This window comes from Sorangium sp. So ce834 (genome assembly GCF_051521425.1).
Classification (GTDB): Bacteria; Myxococcota_A; Polyangia; order Polyangiales; family Polyangiaceae; genus Sorangium; species Sorangium cellulosum_D.
Map to the genome: position 1 here is coordinate 6,615,380 of NZ_CP150351.1, position 16,044 is coordinate 6,631,423.

Annotated in this window: 12 protein-coding genes; 2 read left to right on the forward strand and 10 right to left on the reverse strand. The window is 71.4% G+C overall.

Annotated features, from left to right (window positions below):
* The first annotated feature begins 110 nt into the window (after positions 1 to 110).
* Both WMF20_RS23920 and WMF20_RS23925 read left to right on the forward strand, forming a co-directional pair.
* A complete protein-coding gene (locus WMF20_RS23920) occupies positions 111 to 2,876 on the forward strand; it encodes a hypothetical protein (RefSeq protein ID WP_437616918.1) in 2,766 nt (921 codons plus the stop codon).
* 211 nt (positions 2,877 to 3,087) lie between these two features.
* Complete coding sequence (locus WMF20_RS23925) at positions 3,088 to 3,987, forward strand: DMT family transporter (protein WP_437616919.1); 900 nt, start codon at positions 3,088 to 3,090, stop codon at positions 3,985 to 3,987.
* Positions 3,988 to 4,179: 192 nt separating this feature from the next.
* Here the strand turns inward: WMF20_RS23925 and trpA are convergent, their stop codons facing one another.
* The 10 genes from trpA to WMF20_RS23975 are packed head-to-tail and all read right to left on the reverse strand — an operon-like array spanning position 4,180 to position 16,039.
* Entirely contained in the window at positions 4,180 to 4,977 is a 798-nt protein-coding gene (gene trpA, locus WMF20_RS23930; protein ID WP_129576498.1) for a tryptophan synthase subunit alpha, read from the reverse strand.
* Between the two features lie 2 nt (positions 4,978 to 4,979).
* Positions 4,980 to 6,932, reverse strand: a complete 1,953-nt coding sequence (gene trpB / locus WMF20_RS23935; protein WP_165374151.1) for a tryptophan synthase subunit beta — start codon at positions 6,930 to 6,932, stop codon at positions 4,980 to 4,982.
* 8 nt (positions 6,933 to 6,940) lie between these two features.
* Positions 6,941 to 7,975: an anthranilate phosphoribosyltransferase gene (trpD, locus tag WMF20_RS23940; protein WP_129576500.1), complete on the reverse strand. Its 1,035-nt coding sequence runs from the start codon at positions 7,973 to 7,975 to the stop codon at positions 6,941 to 6,943.
* 1 nt (position 7,976) lies between these two features.
* Positions 7,977 to 9,296, reverse strand: a complete 1,320-nt coding sequence (locus tag WMF20_RS23945) for a Gfo/Idh/MocA family protein (protein ID WP_437616920.1) — start codon at positions 9,294 to 9,296, stop codon at positions 7,977 to 7,979.
* 14 nt (positions 9,297 to 9,310) lie between these two features.
* Positions 9,311 to 10,432, reverse strand: coding sequence for an Ldh family oxidoreductase (locus tag WMF20_RS23950; protein WP_437616921.1), 1,122 nt, complete (start codon positions 10,430 to 10,432; stop codon positions 9,311 to 9,313).
* Positions 10,429 to 11,751, reverse strand: a complete 1,323-nt coding sequence (locus tag WMF20_RS23955; protein ID WP_437616922.1) for a M20/M25/M40 family metallo-hydrolase — start codon at positions 11,749 to 11,751, stop codon at positions 10,429 to 10,431. Before WMF20_RS23955 ends, WMF20_RS23950 begins: the two co-directional genes overlap by 4 nt.
* Positions 11,748 to 12,617 carry a sugar phosphate isomerase/epimerase family protein gene (locus WMF20_RS23960; RefSeq protein ID WP_437616924.1) on the reverse strand — a complete coding sequence of 290 codons (870 nt, stop codon included), beginning with the start codon at positions 12,615 to 12,617 and terminating at the stop codon, positions 11,748 to 11,750. The genes WMF20_RS23955 and WMF20_RS23960 overlap by 4 nt, the downstream gene beginning before the upstream one ends.
* Positions 12,610 to 13,719 carry a DegT/DnrJ/EryC1/StrS family aminotransferase gene (locus tag WMF20_RS23965; protein ID WP_129576504.1) on the reverse strand — a complete coding sequence of 370 codons (1,110 nt, stop codon included), beginning with the start codon at positions 13,717 to 13,719 and terminating at the stop codon, positions 12,610 to 12,612. The genes WMF20_RS23960 and WMF20_RS23965 overlap by 8 nt, the downstream gene beginning before the upstream one ends.
* On the reverse strand, positions 13,716 to 14,858 hold the full coding sequence (locus tag WMF20_RS23970) for a DegT/DnrJ/EryC1/StrS family aminotransferase (RefSeq protein WP_437616925.1): 1,143 nt from the start codon (positions 14,856 to 14,858) through the stop codon (positions 13,716 to 13,718). Before WMF20_RS23970 ends, WMF20_RS23965 begins: the two co-directional genes overlap by 4 nt.
* On the reverse strand, positions 14,855 to 16,039 hold the full coding sequence (locus WMF20_RS23975; protein WP_437616926.1) for a Gfo/Idh/MocA family protein: 1,185 nt from the start codon (positions 16,037 to 16,039) through the stop codon (positions 14,855 to 14,857). Before WMF20_RS23975 ends, WMF20_RS23970 begins: the two co-directional genes overlap by 4 nt.
* Positions 16,040 to 16,044 lie beyond the last annotated feature (5 nt).

Here is a 16,044-nt window from a genome sequence, read left to right on the forward strand (position 1 = left end):
GAAAGGTGTCTTGCCAAACAATCCAATCTCATTCTGACTCGGCGCTATTGCTCGGTGTCTGTGTTTCGGTGGTATCCTTGAATGTTCCCGTAACCTTCGAGGTGCCCATCATGAAGCTCCTTCTCCTGTCGCTCTCGGCGCTCGCCCTCGCCGCCTGCGGCGACACCGGCGCATCCGTGGACGAACCCCGAGCAGCCGCGAGCGCCCCGAGCGCCCTCGCCCCCGCCCGGCCCTACACCCTCTTCGAGAGCGGCCAGGTTCGCCCTCTCGCCCTCTCGCCCGACGGCTCGACGCTCTTCGCCGTCAACACGCCCGATAACCGGCTGGAGATCTTCAAGGTCAAGCGGGGCGCGCTCGTGCACCGCGGCTCGGTCGCCGTCGGCCTGGAGCCCGTCGCGGTCGCGGCCCGCAGCGACGACGAGGTCTGGGTCGTCAACCACCTCTCCGACAGCGTGAGCGTGGTCGACGTCTCGAGGCCCAGGAAGCCCCGCGTGGTGCGCACGCTGCTCGTCGGCGACGAGCCTCGCGACATCGTCTTCGCCGGCCCCGGCAAGGACCGCGCCTTCATCACCACCGCGCACCGCGGCCAGAACAGCCCTGTCGACCCGGCGCTCACCACGCCGGGCGTGGGCCGCGCCGACGTCTGGGTCTTCTCCGCGGCGAGCCAGAGCCCCGCGCCGCTGACCATCGTCACCCTGTTCAGCGACACGCCGCGCGCGCTCGCCGCCACGCCCGACGGCGCGCGCGTCTACGCGGCGGCCTTCCACTCGGGCAACCGCACCACGGTGGTCGAGACCAACGTGGTGAACCTGGGCCTCGGCCTGCCCCCGCCGACCACCAACGCCGCCGGGGCCGCGCAGCCGTCGGCGCCCCTCATCGTCAAATTCGACGGCCAGCACTGGGTGGACGAGCTGAATCGAGCCTGGGACGACAAGGTGAGCTTCGCGCTGCCCGACAAGGACGTCTTCGTCCTCGACGCCATGGCCGACCCGCCCGCGCAGGTCGCGGGCCCCGCGGGCGCCTTCCAGGGCGTGGGCACGGTCCTCTACAACATGGCCGTCAACCCGGTGAGCGGGCGCGTCTACGTGGCCAACACCGAGGCGTTCAACGAGCAGCGCTTCGAGGGCCCCGGCGTCTTCGCCGGCCACAGCGTGCGCGGCCGCTTCAACCACAACCGCATCACGGTGCTCGATCCGGCGACGGGCGGCGTGGCCCCGCGGCACCTGAACAAGCACATCGATTACAGCGCGTGCTGCGCCCCGGTCCCGAACGCCGAGAGCCGGAAGAGCCTCGCGCTGCCGCAGGGCATGGCCGTCTCGCGGAACGGAAAGAAGCTCTACGTGGCCGCGCTCGGCTCCGACAAGATCGGCGTCTTCTCGACCGCGGCGCTGGAAGCCGACACCTTCGTGCCCAGGCGCGCGCGCCAGATCCCCGTCTCCGGCGGCGGGCCGACCGGCGTGGTGCTCGACGAGGCGCGCGAGCAGCTCTACGCCCTCACGCGGTTCGACAACTCCATCGCGGTCATCGACCTCGACGCCCAGGCCGAGATCGCGCACGTGCCCATGTACAGCCCGGAGCCGGAGAGCGTGGTCCGCGGCCGCCGCTTCCTCTACGACGCCTCGTTCTCGTCGAGCCACGGCGACTCGGCCTGCGCGAGCTGCCATGTCTTCGGCGACGTCGACAGCCTCGCGTGGGACCTCGGCGACCCCGACGCGACGACCACGCCGATGCCAGGGCCCTTCGTGCTCGATCCAACGCTCTTCGGCCAGCCCGCCGAGTTCGCCGCGCTCAAGGGGCCGATGACGACGCAGAGCCTGCGCGGCATGGCCAACCACGGCCCGATGCACTGGCGGGGGGACCGCACCGGCGGGAACGACGCGCCGAGCGCGCAGCCGGACAGCGGCACCTTCGACGAGGAGGCGGCGTTCAAGAAGTTCAACGTCGCCTTCGTCGGGCTGCTCGGGCGCAGCGCGCCCATCCCTCAAGCGGACATGCAGGCGTTCACCGACTTCATCCTCCAGGTGATGTATCCGCCGAACCCCATCCGCCGGCTGGACAACACGCTCACCCCCGACCAGGAGGCGGGCAAGGCCTTCTTCATCGAGCCGGGCGGCGCGTGCAGCACGTGCCACGTGCTCGATCCAGCGGGCAACGCCGAGCATGGGGTTGCATTCCCGGGCTTCTTCGGGACCGACGGGCGCTACACGTTCGACTTCATCTTCCAGAGCTTCAAGGTCGCCCAGCTGCGCAACGTCTATCAGAAGGTGGGGATGTTCGGCATGGTGCAGAACCCCCGCTTCAACGATCGAGACACCGAGTTCCAGGGCGACCAGATCCGCGGGTTCGGCTTCGCCCACGACGGGACGGTCGACACGATCTTCCGCTTCCACGATCAGCGCGGCTTCAACGAGGCGCCCGGGGTCGCCGGGTTCCCTCCGGGCGAGGCGGGCGACGTGCTGCGCCGGCAGGTGACCTCGTATCTGCACGCGTTCGATACAAACCTGGCGCCCATCGTGGGCCAGCAGGCGACGCTCGCCGGCGCCGGCGACACGGCGGCCGAGCAGCGCGTGGACCTCTTGATCGCGCGCGCCGGCGCGGGCGAGTGCGATCTCGTGGTGAGGGGCCGCGTGAACGGCGACGAGGCGGGCTTCCTCTACCAGGGCGACGGCACGTTCCGCCGGAACCGGGCGGGGAGCGCGGCGATCGGCGCGGCGGCGCTGCGCCAGCTCGCGGCCGCGGGGAGAGCGCTGACGTACACCTGCGCGCCGCCGGGCTCGGGCGTGCGGATGGCGCTCGACCGCGACGGCGATGGAGCGCTCGACGGCGACGAGGAGGACGCGGAGACCGATCCGGCGGATCCGGCGAGCCATCCCTGAGGCTGAGCCGGGACAGCGCCCTCGCGCGCGCTCACGCCGTCGGCGCGCGCGCCGGGCCGGCCAGCGGCCCGGCGAGCGCGTCCAGACCAGAGCGCCGCGGCCCGCGCTGCCACGGCGCTCGGAGAGGCGTCCGCCTCGATGGCGTGCGGTTTGCAGTCTGCATCAACCGCTCTCGGACTGGCCTCTCCACGGCTCCGAAGAGCGCGGGAACATGAAGAGAAGCAGCGCTGGACCTTTCCTGGACCTCACCCTCGCCATGGCCCTCGTCGGCAGCTCCGTCGTGGCCGGCAAGATCATCACCCGCGAGTTCCCGGTATTCCTGGCTTCGGGCCTGCGCTTCGGGCTGGCGATGCCCGTGCTCATTCTCCTCCTGCTCGCCAAGGAAAAGCGCCTGCCGGCGCTCGTTTGGCGCGACTACCGCGTGCTCTTCCTCCAGGCGCTGACGGGGGTGTTCCTGTTCAGCCTCTTCCTCCTGTACGGACTGCGCTACACGACCTCCTCCGAGAGCGGCATCATCACCAGCACGACACCGGGCGTCACCGCCCTCCTCGCGGCCCTGATCCTCGGCGAGCGGCTCAATCGCTGGAAGTGGGCCGGCGTCGGTCTCTGCGTCGCCGGGATCGCCGCGCTCCAGCTCGGGTCCGGCGGAGAGGGCGGCGCGGAGGGCCCCCGCGGCTCGGCTCACCTGCTCGGCACGGTCCTGATCCTGGGAGCGGTCGTGTGCGAGAGCCTGTTCACGATCCTGGGAAAGGTCATGACCGCGAGGCTCAGCCCCCTCGCGGTCTCGACCATGGTGGTCGCCTTTGGCTTCGTGCTGTTCTTGCCGCAGGCGGCCTACGAGGCCCGCTCGTTCTCTTTCTCGCAGGTCTCGATGGCCGGCTGGCTGTCGATCGTGCACTACGCGCTGGCCGTCACCGTCCTCGGCTTCGTCCTGTGGTACCGGGGTGTCAGCAAGGTCTCCGCCGCCACGGCGGCGGTCTTCACGGGAGTCCTGCCCGTGAGCGCGCTGATCCTGTCCTACTTCGTGTTGCACGAGGAGCTCCGCGCCGCGCACGGGCTCGGCATCCTGCTGATCTTCGGCGGGATCGTGTGCGCGGCCCGGCAGCGCTAGAGTACCGATGAGGTAGAAAGTCACCTGAGAGGAGAGACCGCAAGGGCGCAAGAGGCGCAACGGGACAGAGATGGAATTGTATTCTTCTCTTCCCCTAGCGTCCCTTGCGCCCTCGCGGTCCTCTTTCCATGAATCGATCTTCGGATCGACGTCCTAGAGCGTGCCGTGCTGCTCGGGGCAGCCCCGAGCAGCCTACCCGCGCGTCGCGTCCTTCAGCTCGCGGACAAACCCCTCGACCGCGGCGAGCCGCGCCGGCGCCGGCGTCGCGTCGAGGAGGCGAAGGATCGCGCTGCCGACGATGGCGCCGTCGGCGCAGCGCGTGACCTGGCGGACGTGCGCCGACGTCGCGATGCCGAAGCCGACCGCCACCGGGAGCGCCGTGGCGGCCCGGATGCGGTCGATCACGGCGTCGAGCCCGTCCGCCACGCGTTCGCGCACGCCGGTGACGCCGTTCACGGAGGCGCAGTAGACGAAGCCGCTGCCCTTGGAGCCGGCCACGCGGAGGCGAACCGGGCTGGTCGTCGGCGCGGCGATGAAGGCGACGCCGAGGCCGTGGGCGGCCAGAGCCTCGAGCCAGGGGTCGGCGCAATCGGTCGGCAGATCGGGGACGATGAGGCCGTCGATGCCCGCCTGGACCGCGGTCGCGGCGAGCCTGTCCAGACCGAAGGCGAGGAACGGGTTGCTGTAACCCATCAGCACGATCGGCACCGACACGGAAGCCGCGCGGGCCCGGGCGACCTCGGCGAGCACCCAGGCGAGGCTCGCGCCGTTGGCCAGCGCCTCGTAGCTGGCCTTCTGGATCACCGGGCCATCGGCGACCGGATCCGAGAACGGTACGCCGACCTCGATGGCGTCGGCGCCGGCGCGCTGGAGCGCCACGAGCAGCGGGATGAGCGACTCCCGCGACGGGTGGCCGGCGGTCACGTACGGAATCAGCGCCCGCTCGCCGCGGCGCGAGAGCTCCGCGAACCGGGCTTCGAGCTTTCTCATCGTCAGACTCCCTCCCTGTGCATGTGCTCGATCGCCGAGGCGAGGTCCTTGTCGCCGCGGCCGGAGATGTTCACCACCAGGATCGCGTCGCGGCCGAGGCTCGGGGCGAGCTCCAGGGCGTGCGCGACCGCGTGCGAGGGCTCGAGCGCCGGGAGGATGCCCTCCATGCGGCAGAGCGTCTGGAACGCGTCGAGGGCGCGCGCGTCGTCGACGGCGACGTACCGGACGCGGCCCGTGTCGCGCAGGTGGGCGTGCTCGGGGCCGACGCCCGGGTAGTCGAGGCCCGGCGCGATGCTGTGGGTCTCGAGGATCTGGCCGTCGTCATCCTGCAGGACGTAGGTCCTGTAGCCCTGGAGGACGCCGACCTTGCCGGTGATGAGCGGCGCCGCGGGCTGACCGCTCGCGAGGCCCTCGCCGGCGGCCTGGACGCCGATGAGCTCGACCGACGGCTCGTCCAGGAACGGCGCGAAGATGCCGATCGCATTGCTGCCGCCGCCGACGCACGCGACAACGACATCGGGCAGGCGCCCCTCGCGCTCGAGCACCTGCGCCCGGCACTCGACGCCGATCACCGTTTGAAAGTGGCGAACCATGGTGGGGAACGGGTGCGGTCCCACCGCGGACCCGAGCAGGTAATGCGTCGAGTCGACATTGGAGATCCAGTCGCGCAGGGCCTCGCTGCTCGCGTCCTTCAACGTCCTCGAACCGCTGTGGACGATCCGAAGATCGGCGCCCAGCACGCGGATTCGCTGGACGTTCATCGCCTGGCGCTCCGCGTCGGCGGCCCCCATGTAGACCGTGCAATCGAGCCCGAGCAGGCTCGACGCGGTCGCGACGGCGACGCCGTGCTGGCCGGCCCCCGTCTCTGCGACGACGCGGTGCTTGCCGAGCCGGACCCCGAGCAGCGCCTGGGCGACGGCGTTGTTGATCATGTGGGTACCGGTGTGGGCGAGATCCTCGCGCTTGGCATAGATGCGCGCGCCGCCGAGGGACTCGCTGAGGCGCAGGAGGGGTGTGAGCGGCGTCGGGCGGCCAACGAAGCTCGTGAGGATGGATCCGAGCGTCCGGTTGAACTCGGCGTCGTCCTTGTAGCGGAGAAAGCCCTGCTCGATCTCCTCGAGGCTGCTCATCAGCGTCTCGGCGACGAAGCGGCCGCCGAACGCGCCGAACATCCCCGGCGCCGGCGCCGCAGCGCCGAGGAGGGACCTGAGGGCCGCGCCGGGGTCGGGCGCGCTGACCAGCGCCTCGCCGACGAGGATGCCGTCGAACCCCATGGCGGCGACGGAGGCCACGTCCGCGGCCGTCTTGAGGCCGCTCTCGCTGACCGTGAGCACGTCGGCCGGAATGAGCCGGCGGAGCGCGCGCGACCTGTCGAGGTCGACCGCGAACGTCGACAGATCGCGGTTGTTGACGCCGATGATGCGAGCGCCGGCCCGCACGGCCCGCTCGATCTCGTCGGCGTCGAAGGTCTCGACCAGAGCCTCCATGCCGAGCGAGCGCGCGAGCGAGATCAGCTCGGTGAGGAGCGCCGCGTCGACGCCGCGCGCGATGAGCAGCACGGCGTCGGCGCCGGCAGCGCGGGCCTCGATCACCTGATACGGGTGAACGACGAACTCCTTGTACATCACGGGGACATCCACCCCCGCGGCGTTCGCCACGGCCTCGACGATCTCGGGGCCGCCGCCGAAGAACTCCCGGTCGGCGAGCACGCTGATGGCGCGGGCGCCGTTCGCCGCATAGGCGCGGGCGGTGGCCACCGGGTCGAGGCCCTCGCGGAACACGCCCTTCGAGGGCGACTTCTGCTTGATCTCGGCGATGGCGGACACGCCGTCCCTGCGCAGCGCCGCCGCGAAATCCCGGGGTGGTCGGGCCGTCGTGGCCCGCTGCTCCAGCGCAGCGCGCGGAACGCTTCGCTCCCTCGCGGCGATCTCGCCGCGCTTGTGTTCGAGGATCACATCGAGAATCATCGTCGTCCTTCCGCGGCCCGGCGCGTCGCCGAGCGCGCAATGAGGTCGTCCACAAGCGAAGCCAGCGCCCCCGACCGGATGGCGCGCCGTGCAACCTCGACGCCATCGCGCAGGTCGCTCGCGAGGCCGGCGAGGTACAGCGCCGCGGCTGCATTTGCGGCGCAAAAATCGTGAAGAGGCCCGCGCTCGCCTCGGCAGAGCGCGCGGAGCAGCGCCGCGTTCTCGGCCGGACCAGCGCCGCGCAAGGCCGCGAGATCGCAGCGGGCGACGCCGAGGTCCTCCGGCGTCACCGTGAACCGGTAGAGAGCGCCGTCGCGCAGCTCGGCGATGTCCGTCGGCGCCGCGAGGCTCAGCTCGTCGAGGCCGTCGCGGGCGTGCACGATCAGCGCGCGCTGGGCGCCGATCGCCGGGAGGATCTCGGCGTAGAGATCGACGAAAGCCGGCTTGGCCACGCCGAGGACGCGGCGCGCGGGGGCGGCTGGGTTGGCCAGCGGTCCGAGGAGGTTGAGCGCGGTCCGCAGGCCGAGCTCGCGGCGCAGCGGCGCGAGCCCGCGGAGCGCCGGGTGGAAGCGCTGGCTGAAGAGGAAGGCAAAGCCGGTCTCGTCGAGCGACCGGTCGACCTCCGCAGGCCCGAGCTCGATATCGATGTCCATCGCCTCCAGCAGATCGGCGCTGCCGCAGCGGCTCGAGGCGGCGCGGTTGCCCGCCTTGGCGACGACGGCGCCTGCGGCGGCGGCGATCAGCGCGGCGGCCGTGGAGGCGTTGAAGCTGGAGTGGCGGTCGCCGCCGGTGCCGGCGGTGTCGATGGCATCGGCCCTTTGCGTGACACGGACGGCGCGCGCCATCAGCGCGGCGAAGAAGCCCTCGAGCTCGGCGACCGTCTCACCTTTGCAGGCGAGCATCGATAGCCACGCCGCGGCCTGCGCCGGCGTGAAGGCGCCGTCGAGCAGCGCGAGCATGGCGTCGCGCGCCTCGCTCGCGAGGAGGTGCTCGCGGGCGGCCGCGCGCGTCAGGACCTCGACGGGTTTCATGTCAGCGCCCTTCGATCTCGGGCGACGGCTCGCCCGGCAGGAACTTCACGGTGTCCTCGACGACGAGACCGAGCTCGCCCGCGGTGAGGGGCGCCGCGGCGGCGACGAGGACGTTGTAGTGGTTGGGGAAATGGCAGGCGTCGAAGCCGAGCACCCTGCCGATCACGGTGCCGCCGTGGACCACGAGGTCGCCGCGCTCGATGACGCCGGCGGCGCGCGCCTCGACGAAGCCGAGGAAGCCCACCCGATCGACGCGGTCGCCCGGCCCGGCGGTCGCCTGGTCGGTGGTGACGAGCTCGTGGACCTCGCCGGCGCGCACGCAGCGCGTCGCGTGTCGCTCGAGCACGAAGCCGCGATCGCTCCGCTTGTGCTGGAGGAGCTTCACCACCGTCGTCGGGACGGCGCGCTTGCGCGCCTGCGCCGCGCGGGAGGGCCCCTCCGCGGCGTAAGCGTCGCTCACGAGCCGCACGGCGTCGAGGCCGTCCTCGCCGTGGCAGCCGCCCGCCCGGATCGTGGCGACGAAGTCGCGCAGGATCTCCTCGTACTCGTGCCAGAGAGAGCCCTTGAACTCGTCGAAGCCAGCGAGCATGTCGATGGCGATGCGCTCGCCGCTCTTGAGCGAGACCTCGATGTCCTTTCGCTCGCCGCGCGGGTACGCCCAGTCGAGGCGGACGTGCACCGGGATGCCGCCTTCGTTCACGAGGTCCACGTCGGCTTCACGGTCGATGCCGGCGCCGTCGCGCTCGACGGCGGCGCGGGTGACGTCCAGCCGGCCGAGGAACGAGGCGAGCGTGTCGAAGACGTTCGGGCCGTTGTCCGCGAGGCAGCCGCCGCCGCAGCGGCGCGAATCGAGGTACCAGCGGTCGTCGCCCGCGTGCTCCTCGATCCTCTCGAGGTAGCGGGCGGTGACCGCGGCGATGCGCGACCGATCCGCGAGCTGCGGCAACGCGCGCACGACGTTGACGTTGTAGCGGCGGTGGAACGCGGTGAACAACGTCCGGCCGGCGGCGCGCGCCTGGTCGACGAGGCGCTCGGCGTCCGCGCGGTGGATGGTCAGAGGCTTCTCGCAGCAAACGTGCTTGCCGGCTGCCAGCGCGTCGCGGCAGATGGCGTAATGCTCGTCGTTGGGGACATTGATGATGACCGCGTCGATGTCGGCGCGGGCCAAGAGCTCCCGGTAATCGAGCGTCGCGTCGATGCCGCGCGCCTCGAAGGGCGCGACGCGCTCCTTCCGCAGGTCGCACACGGCGACGAGCTTCGCCTCGTCCACGCGCGGAAAGCCCGCGACATAGAACTTCGAGATGACTCCCATACCGATCATACCAATACGCATCGTCACGCTGCATCTCCTTCTTCGACGAGGGTCTCGAGGGGCTTGATCCCCAGTTCACGGGCCAGCTGGCCGAGCGCCGCGAGCAGGTCGGAGTCCACGCTCACCGCGTCGACGCGCAGGGCGCGGCGGCGCTCGTGCTCCAGATATCCAGGGTAAGTGACGCGCCGTCCCGGCCCGTTGGCGGGGCACTCGACGACGCCAGCGAGGATCCGGTCCATTCGCCGCCGGAACTCCGACAGCTCACCGAAGCGGCGGATGTCCAGGGCGAGGAAGAAGTGGCCGACGTCGCGATCGTCGCGCGAACGGGCCTCGCCCGAGGGGCCGAAGAGGTCTGGATCCGGGCCGGCCGCGGCGCCGGCGAGGGCGCCGCAAAGGATATCCACCCAAAGGGCCAGGCCCAGGCCCTTCCACGCGCCGGTCTCGGGCTGGCCGCCGAGCAGCTGGAGGTGCCCCGTGCCGGCGTCGTACGCGGCCGGATCCGTGACCGGAGCGCCGTGCTCGTCGACGAGCCAGCCTTCGGGGATGCGCTCGCCCTGGCGGGCCGCGGCGCGGACCCTGCCGGTCGAGACGACGGTCGTGCTCATATCCAGGACGAAGGCCGGCATCTCCCCGCCGGGGGCGGCGAGGCAGATCGGGTTGGTCCCGACGATCTTCACGCCGCCATGAGGCGGGCGAGCGATCGTCTGAGAGCCGAGGTTCGACATGGCGATACCGACCATGCCGCGCTCGAGCGCGAGCTCGGCGTAGTAGCCGGCCGGGCCGAAATGGGAGCTGCGGCGCACGGCGACGGCGCCGACGCCGGACGCCGACGCCTTGTCCATCGCGAGGCGCATCGCCTTGACGCCGGTCACGAGGCCGAGGCCGTCCTGACCATCGATGAGCGCCGTGGCGCCCCCCTCCTCGAGGATGCGCGGCTCGGCGTCGCCGCGGATGCGGCCGCTCTTCAGCTTGGCCACGTAGATGCGGCCGAGATTGGCGATGCCGTGGGTATCGAAGCCCTTCCTGTCCGCGTAGACGAGCGGCTCGGCCGCGATGCGGGCATGCGCCGGCGCGAGGCCGGCCCGGGTCAGGGCCTCGGCCGCGAAGCGCCGCAGCTCGTCCAGGGAGATGCTCAGCTTGTTCATATCGATTCCTCGTCGAGAAGCGCGGCGTCGCCGCGACAGTGATCGCCGAACGCCAGGACGATGGCCTCGACCTCGCGGGCGAACCGCTCGAGGTCGGCGACGGCGATGAACTCGCCGTCGGCGTGCGCGCGGTTGTGCTCCAGGCTGCCAGGGCCGTAGACGACCGTGTAGGCGTCGGGGCATTGCGCCCACAGGGCGTCGCAGGTGAACGCGCGATGCGCGAGCGCGGGCGGCGTCCGGCCGATGCCGGCTGCCGCGAGGACGCGCCTCATGGCCCCATCGCGGTTGTCGAGCGTCGGGAGGCGCCGCTTCAACCATTCGAGGCGCGTCACGGCGCGCGCGGCCGAGGCCGTCGCGCCGAGGATCTCGGAATCGGCGAAGTCGGTCGCGAGGCCCTGCAGGGCCTCCGCGAAGCGGATCTCGGTCGCCTCCTCGATCGCCGCGGCCTGGGCCATCGTGGAGTACGCGAAGTTGACGAGCAGCGCCCCCTCGCCGTAAACCCGGTTATGCATCCTGCCGGTGTGGATGCCGGCGACACAGGTCTTGCCGCCGATGCGACGGACGTCCGCGACGAGATCGCGGGCGAACCGCATGGCGACGGCGGCGAGGATGACCGTGGCGTTCTGGCCTGCGTGGGGCGCGTCGTCGGTCGAGCCGACCCCATCGACCGACACGCGGGCGGTCATCGACGTGGTCGAACGGTCGAAGAAGTAGCCCTCGCTCGGTTCGGCGAAGACGTTCAATCGGCCGACATAGCCGAGGTCCACGAGGGCCTTCGTCCCGTAAACGCCCATGGCGCCGCCTTCCTCGCCGGCCACCGACTGGACGAGCACCTGGATCTCGCCCGCGAGCCGGGGATCCTGTCGCATGGCCGCCTCGATGCCGGCGAGCACCGCGACGCCGGGGCCTTTCATGTCGACGGCGCCGCGGCCGGTGACGATCCCGCCCTCGCACGCGACGGGGACGTGCCCGGCGACCGTGTCCATGTGGAGGTTGAACATCAGGGTGCGAGCCGCCGGACGTTCGGCGCCGGCGCGGAGGACCAGGTTCGGCTGCGACGAGAGGAACGCGCCGCCCATCCTCGCGGCCACCTCACGCACGGAGACGGGGACGTGGGCGCCGGTCAGGAGCGCAGCGCAGGGAGCGCCCAGGAAAGCCTCGCTGAAGCCGCGGGAAGCCGCGAAGTCGCTGAAGGCCCGCTGCGCGTCCGGGATGGCGCTCGGCGCGCCGGTCTCCATGGGGCTGATCGTGTCGATCGCGAGCAAGCCGAGGAGGTGCTCCAGGTGCTCGGGGGTGAAACGGGTCCGCGGATCGTTCATTGGCTCTCCCCTGCTCGCCAGACCGCCCGGGCGATGCGCTCGAAGCGGCGGCCGAACTCGACGAAGCTCTCGCGCAGCGTGGCTGTGTCGGCGGTGACGCCGAGATGAGGGATGTGGGCCAGGTGCGGCTCGATGGCGATGGCGCCGGCGTAGCCCGCCGCCTGGAGCATCGAGAGGCACTCGGCGAGCCGGGCTTCACCTTCGCCCGGCCAGGTGAACTGGGCGGCTCCGTCGGCGTCCTGAACAACATCCTTGACGTGGACGTGGCGCACGTGCGGGAGAACGCGACCGAGGAACGCGACGGGGTCCTGACCCGCGAAGCGCGCGTTGCCGACGTCGAACAGGAGCCCCAGATGGGGGCTCGTTATCTCGCGCAGCATCGCGAGGGTTTGCTCCACGCCCTGGGAGGCCCAGCCCGAGCAGTTCTCGTGGAGGAGCGTGACGTCGAGCTCCGCGGCGAGCTCGACGAGCGCGGCGACCCGGCGCATGGCTTCGCGACGCCAGCCGGCGCCATCGAGCCCCTGGTTTGGATAAGACATGATGCGGATGAACCTGCAGCCGAGCGCGTGGGCGCGGTCGGCGAGGATCCTGAGCTCTCCCAGGTCGCGGCCGAAGGGCCCGGAGATCGGGCGCGCCCAGCCGCCTATCCGGCTCGCCAAGGCCACGACGTTCACCCCGTCGTCCGCGATGCGCCGCGCGGCGGCGGCGAAGCGCGCGGGGTCGACGTCGGCGACGGCGACGCCGTCCAGGCTGCGGAGCTCGATGCCCCGAAAGCCGAGGCGGCGCAGCGCCTCGAGCTGGCCGTCGAGGTCCCGAGAGGCCTCATCGCCCACGCCGGCGAGGAGCACAGCAGACGCCTCACGCATGGAAGCTCCTGACCGCGGAGATGACGTGATCCGCCTCCGCGTCGGTCATCTCCGGATAGAGGGGCAGCGCCAGCGCCTCGCGCGAGAGCGTCTCGGCACCGGGGAAGTCGCCTGCCTCGTGCCCGAGGTGGGCAAAGCACGGCTGCAGGTGCAGGGGCACCGGGTAGTAGAGCTGGGTCTCGACGCCGCGCTCGAAGAGGTGCGCGCGGAGCGCGTCACGGCGCTGGGCGCGGATCACGTAGGTATAGAACACGCGCTCGCCCGGCGCGGACGCGAGCGGCCTGATCCCGGCGCCGAGCTTTCCGAGCTCGGCGTCGTAGCGCTCGCCGATGGCGCGGCGGCGCGCGTGCAGCGCGGGCAGCCGCGCGAGCTTCGCCGTGAGGTACGCGGCCATGATTTCATCCATCCGGTGGTTCCATCCCAGGTGGTGATGCAGAAAGCGCGTGACGCCATCCTGGCCGTGGTTGCGCAGCCGCCGGCACATGTCGCCGAGCGCGGCGTCGTTGGACACGATCATGCCGGCGTCGCCGATGCCGCCGAGGGGCTTCGCGGGAAAGAAGGAATAGAGGCCGATGTCGCCCGCGAGCCCCGCGGGAACACCCGCGGTCCTCGCGCCGAGCGCGACGGCGCTGTCCTCCAGGACGCGGAGGCCGAGCGCCCTCGCGGCGGCCTGGACGTCGGCCATCGCGGCGAGCGAGGAGAAGAGATGGGCGGCGATGACGACCTTCGATTCCGGCGTGCGCCGCCGCGCGAGCTCATCGGCGGCGATGGTGCCTGTATCGGGGTTCACGTCGACGAAGACCGGGCGGGCACGCAGGAGGGCCGGGGCGCTCGCCGTGGAGATGAACGAGAAGGCGGGCGTCAGCACGTCGACGCCCGGGCCGACGCCGAGGGACGCCAGCGCGATGAGCAGCGCGTCCGTGCCGTTGGAGACGGCGACGGCGTGGGCGGCGCCGGTCTGGCCCTTGATGGCCTCCTCGAGCGCGGAGACGCGCTGTTTCAGGATGAACGCTCCCGAGTTGCCCACCTCGGCCACGAGCCGCTTGACGAGCGCCGCGTCGGCGCCGAAGCGCCTCGCGTCATCGAAGTACGCGACCTTCATCGCACCCCTCCGCGCTGGAAGAAATCGGCGATGGCGGCGCAGACGCGCTCGACGTGGGCAGCCGTCATGTCCGGATACATCGGGAGGCCGAGGGTGCGGGTGCAGGCGCGCTCCGCGACGGGCATGTCCCCGCGCGCGTAGCCGAGGCCGTGAAAACAAGGCTGCAGGTGCAGCGGCACAGGGTAGTAGGTCTCGGTCCCGATCCCCTCGTCGGCGAGGTGGCGCGCGAGCGCGTCGCGCTGCTCGCATTCGATCAGATAGACATAGTAGACAGGGCTCGCGCGCTCGGGGCGGCACCGGACGCGCGGCGTCGAGACGCTGGGCGAGAGGCCGGCGAGGCCGCGATCGTACAGGGCGGCGAGCTCGGCGCGCCTGGCGATGTCCTCGGGCAAGCGCCCGAGGCGCGCCAGGAGGATCGCCGCCTGGAGGCTGTCCATGCGGCTGTTGAAGCCGAGGCGGTGATAGACCTGGGGCTCGCCCTCCCTCTGGCCGTGGCTGCGGAGCATGCGGGCGGCCTCGGCGAGCCGGTCGTCGTTCGTGAGGACCATGCCGGCGTCGCCGAGCGCCCCCAGCGTCTTGGTCGGGAAGAACGACAGGACCCCGGCGTCGCCGATGAGGCCGGCGTGCTTGCCGCCGAGCCACATCCCGATGCCCTCCGCGCTGTCCTCGAGGACGAGCAGCCCGTGGCGACGGGCGACGTCGGCGATGACGGCCATATCGGCCATCTGCGTGAACAGGTGGACCGGCATGACGGCCCTGGTGTGCGGCGTGATGGCCGCGGAGACCTGGGCTGGATCCATCGCGTACGTGACCGGATCGATATCGACGAAGACCGGCTTGGCCCCCGCGTGCGCGATGGAAGACGCGGACGCGAAGAAGCTGAACGAAGGGACGATGACCTCGTCGCCGGCCCCGACGCCCGCGGCCATGAGCATGATGGTGAGGGCGTCGGTGGCGTTGCCGCAGGCGATCGCGTGGCGCGCCTCCGTGAAGAGGGCGATGCGTCGCTCGAGGCGACGGACGAGCGCGCCGTCGGTGAACGATCCGACGGCGAAGAGCTCGTCGATCAGGGCGTCGATCTCGCCGCGTTGCCGCTCGAGCGACGCCGCGCACGTGTAAAACGGGATAGCTGATGTCATGTACGACTCCGTTGCTTGAAACCCCGCGTCGCGGCGGGCGGTGGCATGAGCGCCCGGGCGGCGCCGGACGAGAGCTCGGCGGCGAGATCCGAGCAGGCGGCAGGTGCGCCTGCGCCCGCGCGCGGTCGCGACCTCCCCGCGCCGCGCAGGACGGCGTCCGGCGCGCCGGCCGGATGGAGGAGGCCGCTCAGGACCTTGGCGCGGGCGATGACGTCCACCACCGCCGTGTTGAACTCCACGCTGCTCAGCGGCTCCGGCCCCTGAGCGGCGAAATGACGATAGTATTCGATGAAGCAGGTGCTCAGCGGGTCGTCCTCGTACACGTCCGTCGCGACGAGGCGGCCGTCGCCGCTGAAGCGCTTGACCCAGGCGTGGTTGTCGTCGGCGCCGGTCTGGTAATATCCGATGACCGTTCCGCGCTCGAGCTCGAGGATGACGTCGCGCTTGCGCATCGGGCAGCCGAGATCGGAGTGGCAGACCGCGGCCACGCGATCGCCGTGCGTCGTGGCGATGGTCGCGCCGCCCATGTGAGGCACGGTGCCCGAGGCGGAGGAGAGATCGGTGCACTCGGCGTGGAGGACCGCGGCCTCGGTACCGCCGAGGGCGAGCGCCAGCGCGACCTGGTGAGGCATCTCGACGTCGAAGGCGGTCTGGTGGCTGCTGTTGGCCAGCGTGCGGCTGATGCGCGGCTTGCTGCTCTCGATGACCATCCGCTCGAGCGCGCCGAGCTCGCGGCTGTCGATGATCGCCTTGAGGCGCGCCGTCACCGGGCTCGAGAGCCAGTTGCTGACGACGGCGACGTCGAGGCCGGCCTCCCGCTGGAGGGCGAGGATCTCGCGCGCGTCGGAGACATGGATGGTGAACGGCTTCTCCACGACGAAGCGGCGGAAGCCGGCGGAGACGGCCGCGACGAACACCGGGTAGTGCTCCGACGGCCCCGTGCAGATGTGGACCACCGTGCGCCGCGGATCGAAGGCGCTGCGCGCGTCGGCGATCGAGGCATAGGCCGGGAGGCCGGCCGCGCCCTCGAGCGCGGCGCCCGAGGCGACGAGCGGATCGACGACGCCGATGCGATCATCGAAGAGCCCTCGCCCCTCCGGTCGGCGTCGCGCCTTGTGCAGGCAGGTCAGGTGCAGATCTCGGCCTGCCTTGCCGAACCCAACAATCAACTGCTGAAACATATTTC

Excerpts from the sequence above, each read along its gene's own strand:
- WMF20_RS23920 (WP_437616918.1), top strand. The coding sequence starts at position 111 with ATGAAGCTCCTTCTCCTGTCGCTCTCGGCGCTCGCCCTCGCCGCCTGC.
- WMF20_RS23925 (WP_437616919.1), top strand. The coding sequence starts at position 3,088 with ATGAAGAGAAGCAGCGCTGGACCTTTCCTGGACCTCACCCTCGCCATG.
- trpA (WP_129576498.1), bottom strand. The coding sequence starts at position 4,977 with ATGAGAAAGCTCGAAGCCCGGTTCGCGGAGCTCTCGCGCCGCGGCGAG.
- trpD (WP_129576500.1), bottom strand. The coding sequence starts at position 7,975 with ATGAAACCCGTCGAGGTCCTGACGCGCGCGGCCGCCCGCGAGCACCTC.
- WMF20_RS23945 (WP_437616920.1), bottom strand. The coding sequence starts at position 9,296 with ATGATCGGTATGGGAGTCATCTCGAAGTTCTATGTCGCGGGCTTTCCG.
- WMF20_RS23950 (WP_437616921.1), bottom strand. The coding sequence starts at position 10,432 with ATGAACAAGCTGAGCATCTCCCTGGACGAGCTGCGGCGCTTCGCGGCC.
- WMF20_RS23955 (WP_437616922.1), bottom strand. The coding sequence starts at position 11,751 with ATGAACGATCCGCGGACCCGTTTCACCCCCGAGCACCTGGAGCACCTC.
- WMF20_RS23960 (WP_437616924.1), bottom strand. The coding sequence starts at position 12,617 with ATGCGTGAGGCGTCTGCTGTGCTCCTCGCCGGCGTGGGCGATGAGGCC.
- WMF20_RS23965 (WP_129576504.1), bottom strand. The coding sequence starts at position 13,719 with ATGAAGGTCGCGTACTTCGATGACGCGAGGCGCTTCGGCGCCGACGCG.
- WMF20_RS23970 (WP_437616925.1), bottom strand. The coding sequence starts at position 14,858 with ATGACATCAGCTATCCCGTTTTACACGTGCGCGGCGTCGCTCGAGCGG.
- WMF20_RS23975 (WP_437616926.1), bottom strand. The coding sequence starts at position 16,039 with ATGTTTCAGCAGTTGATTGTTGGGTTCGGCAAGGCAGGCCGAGATCTG.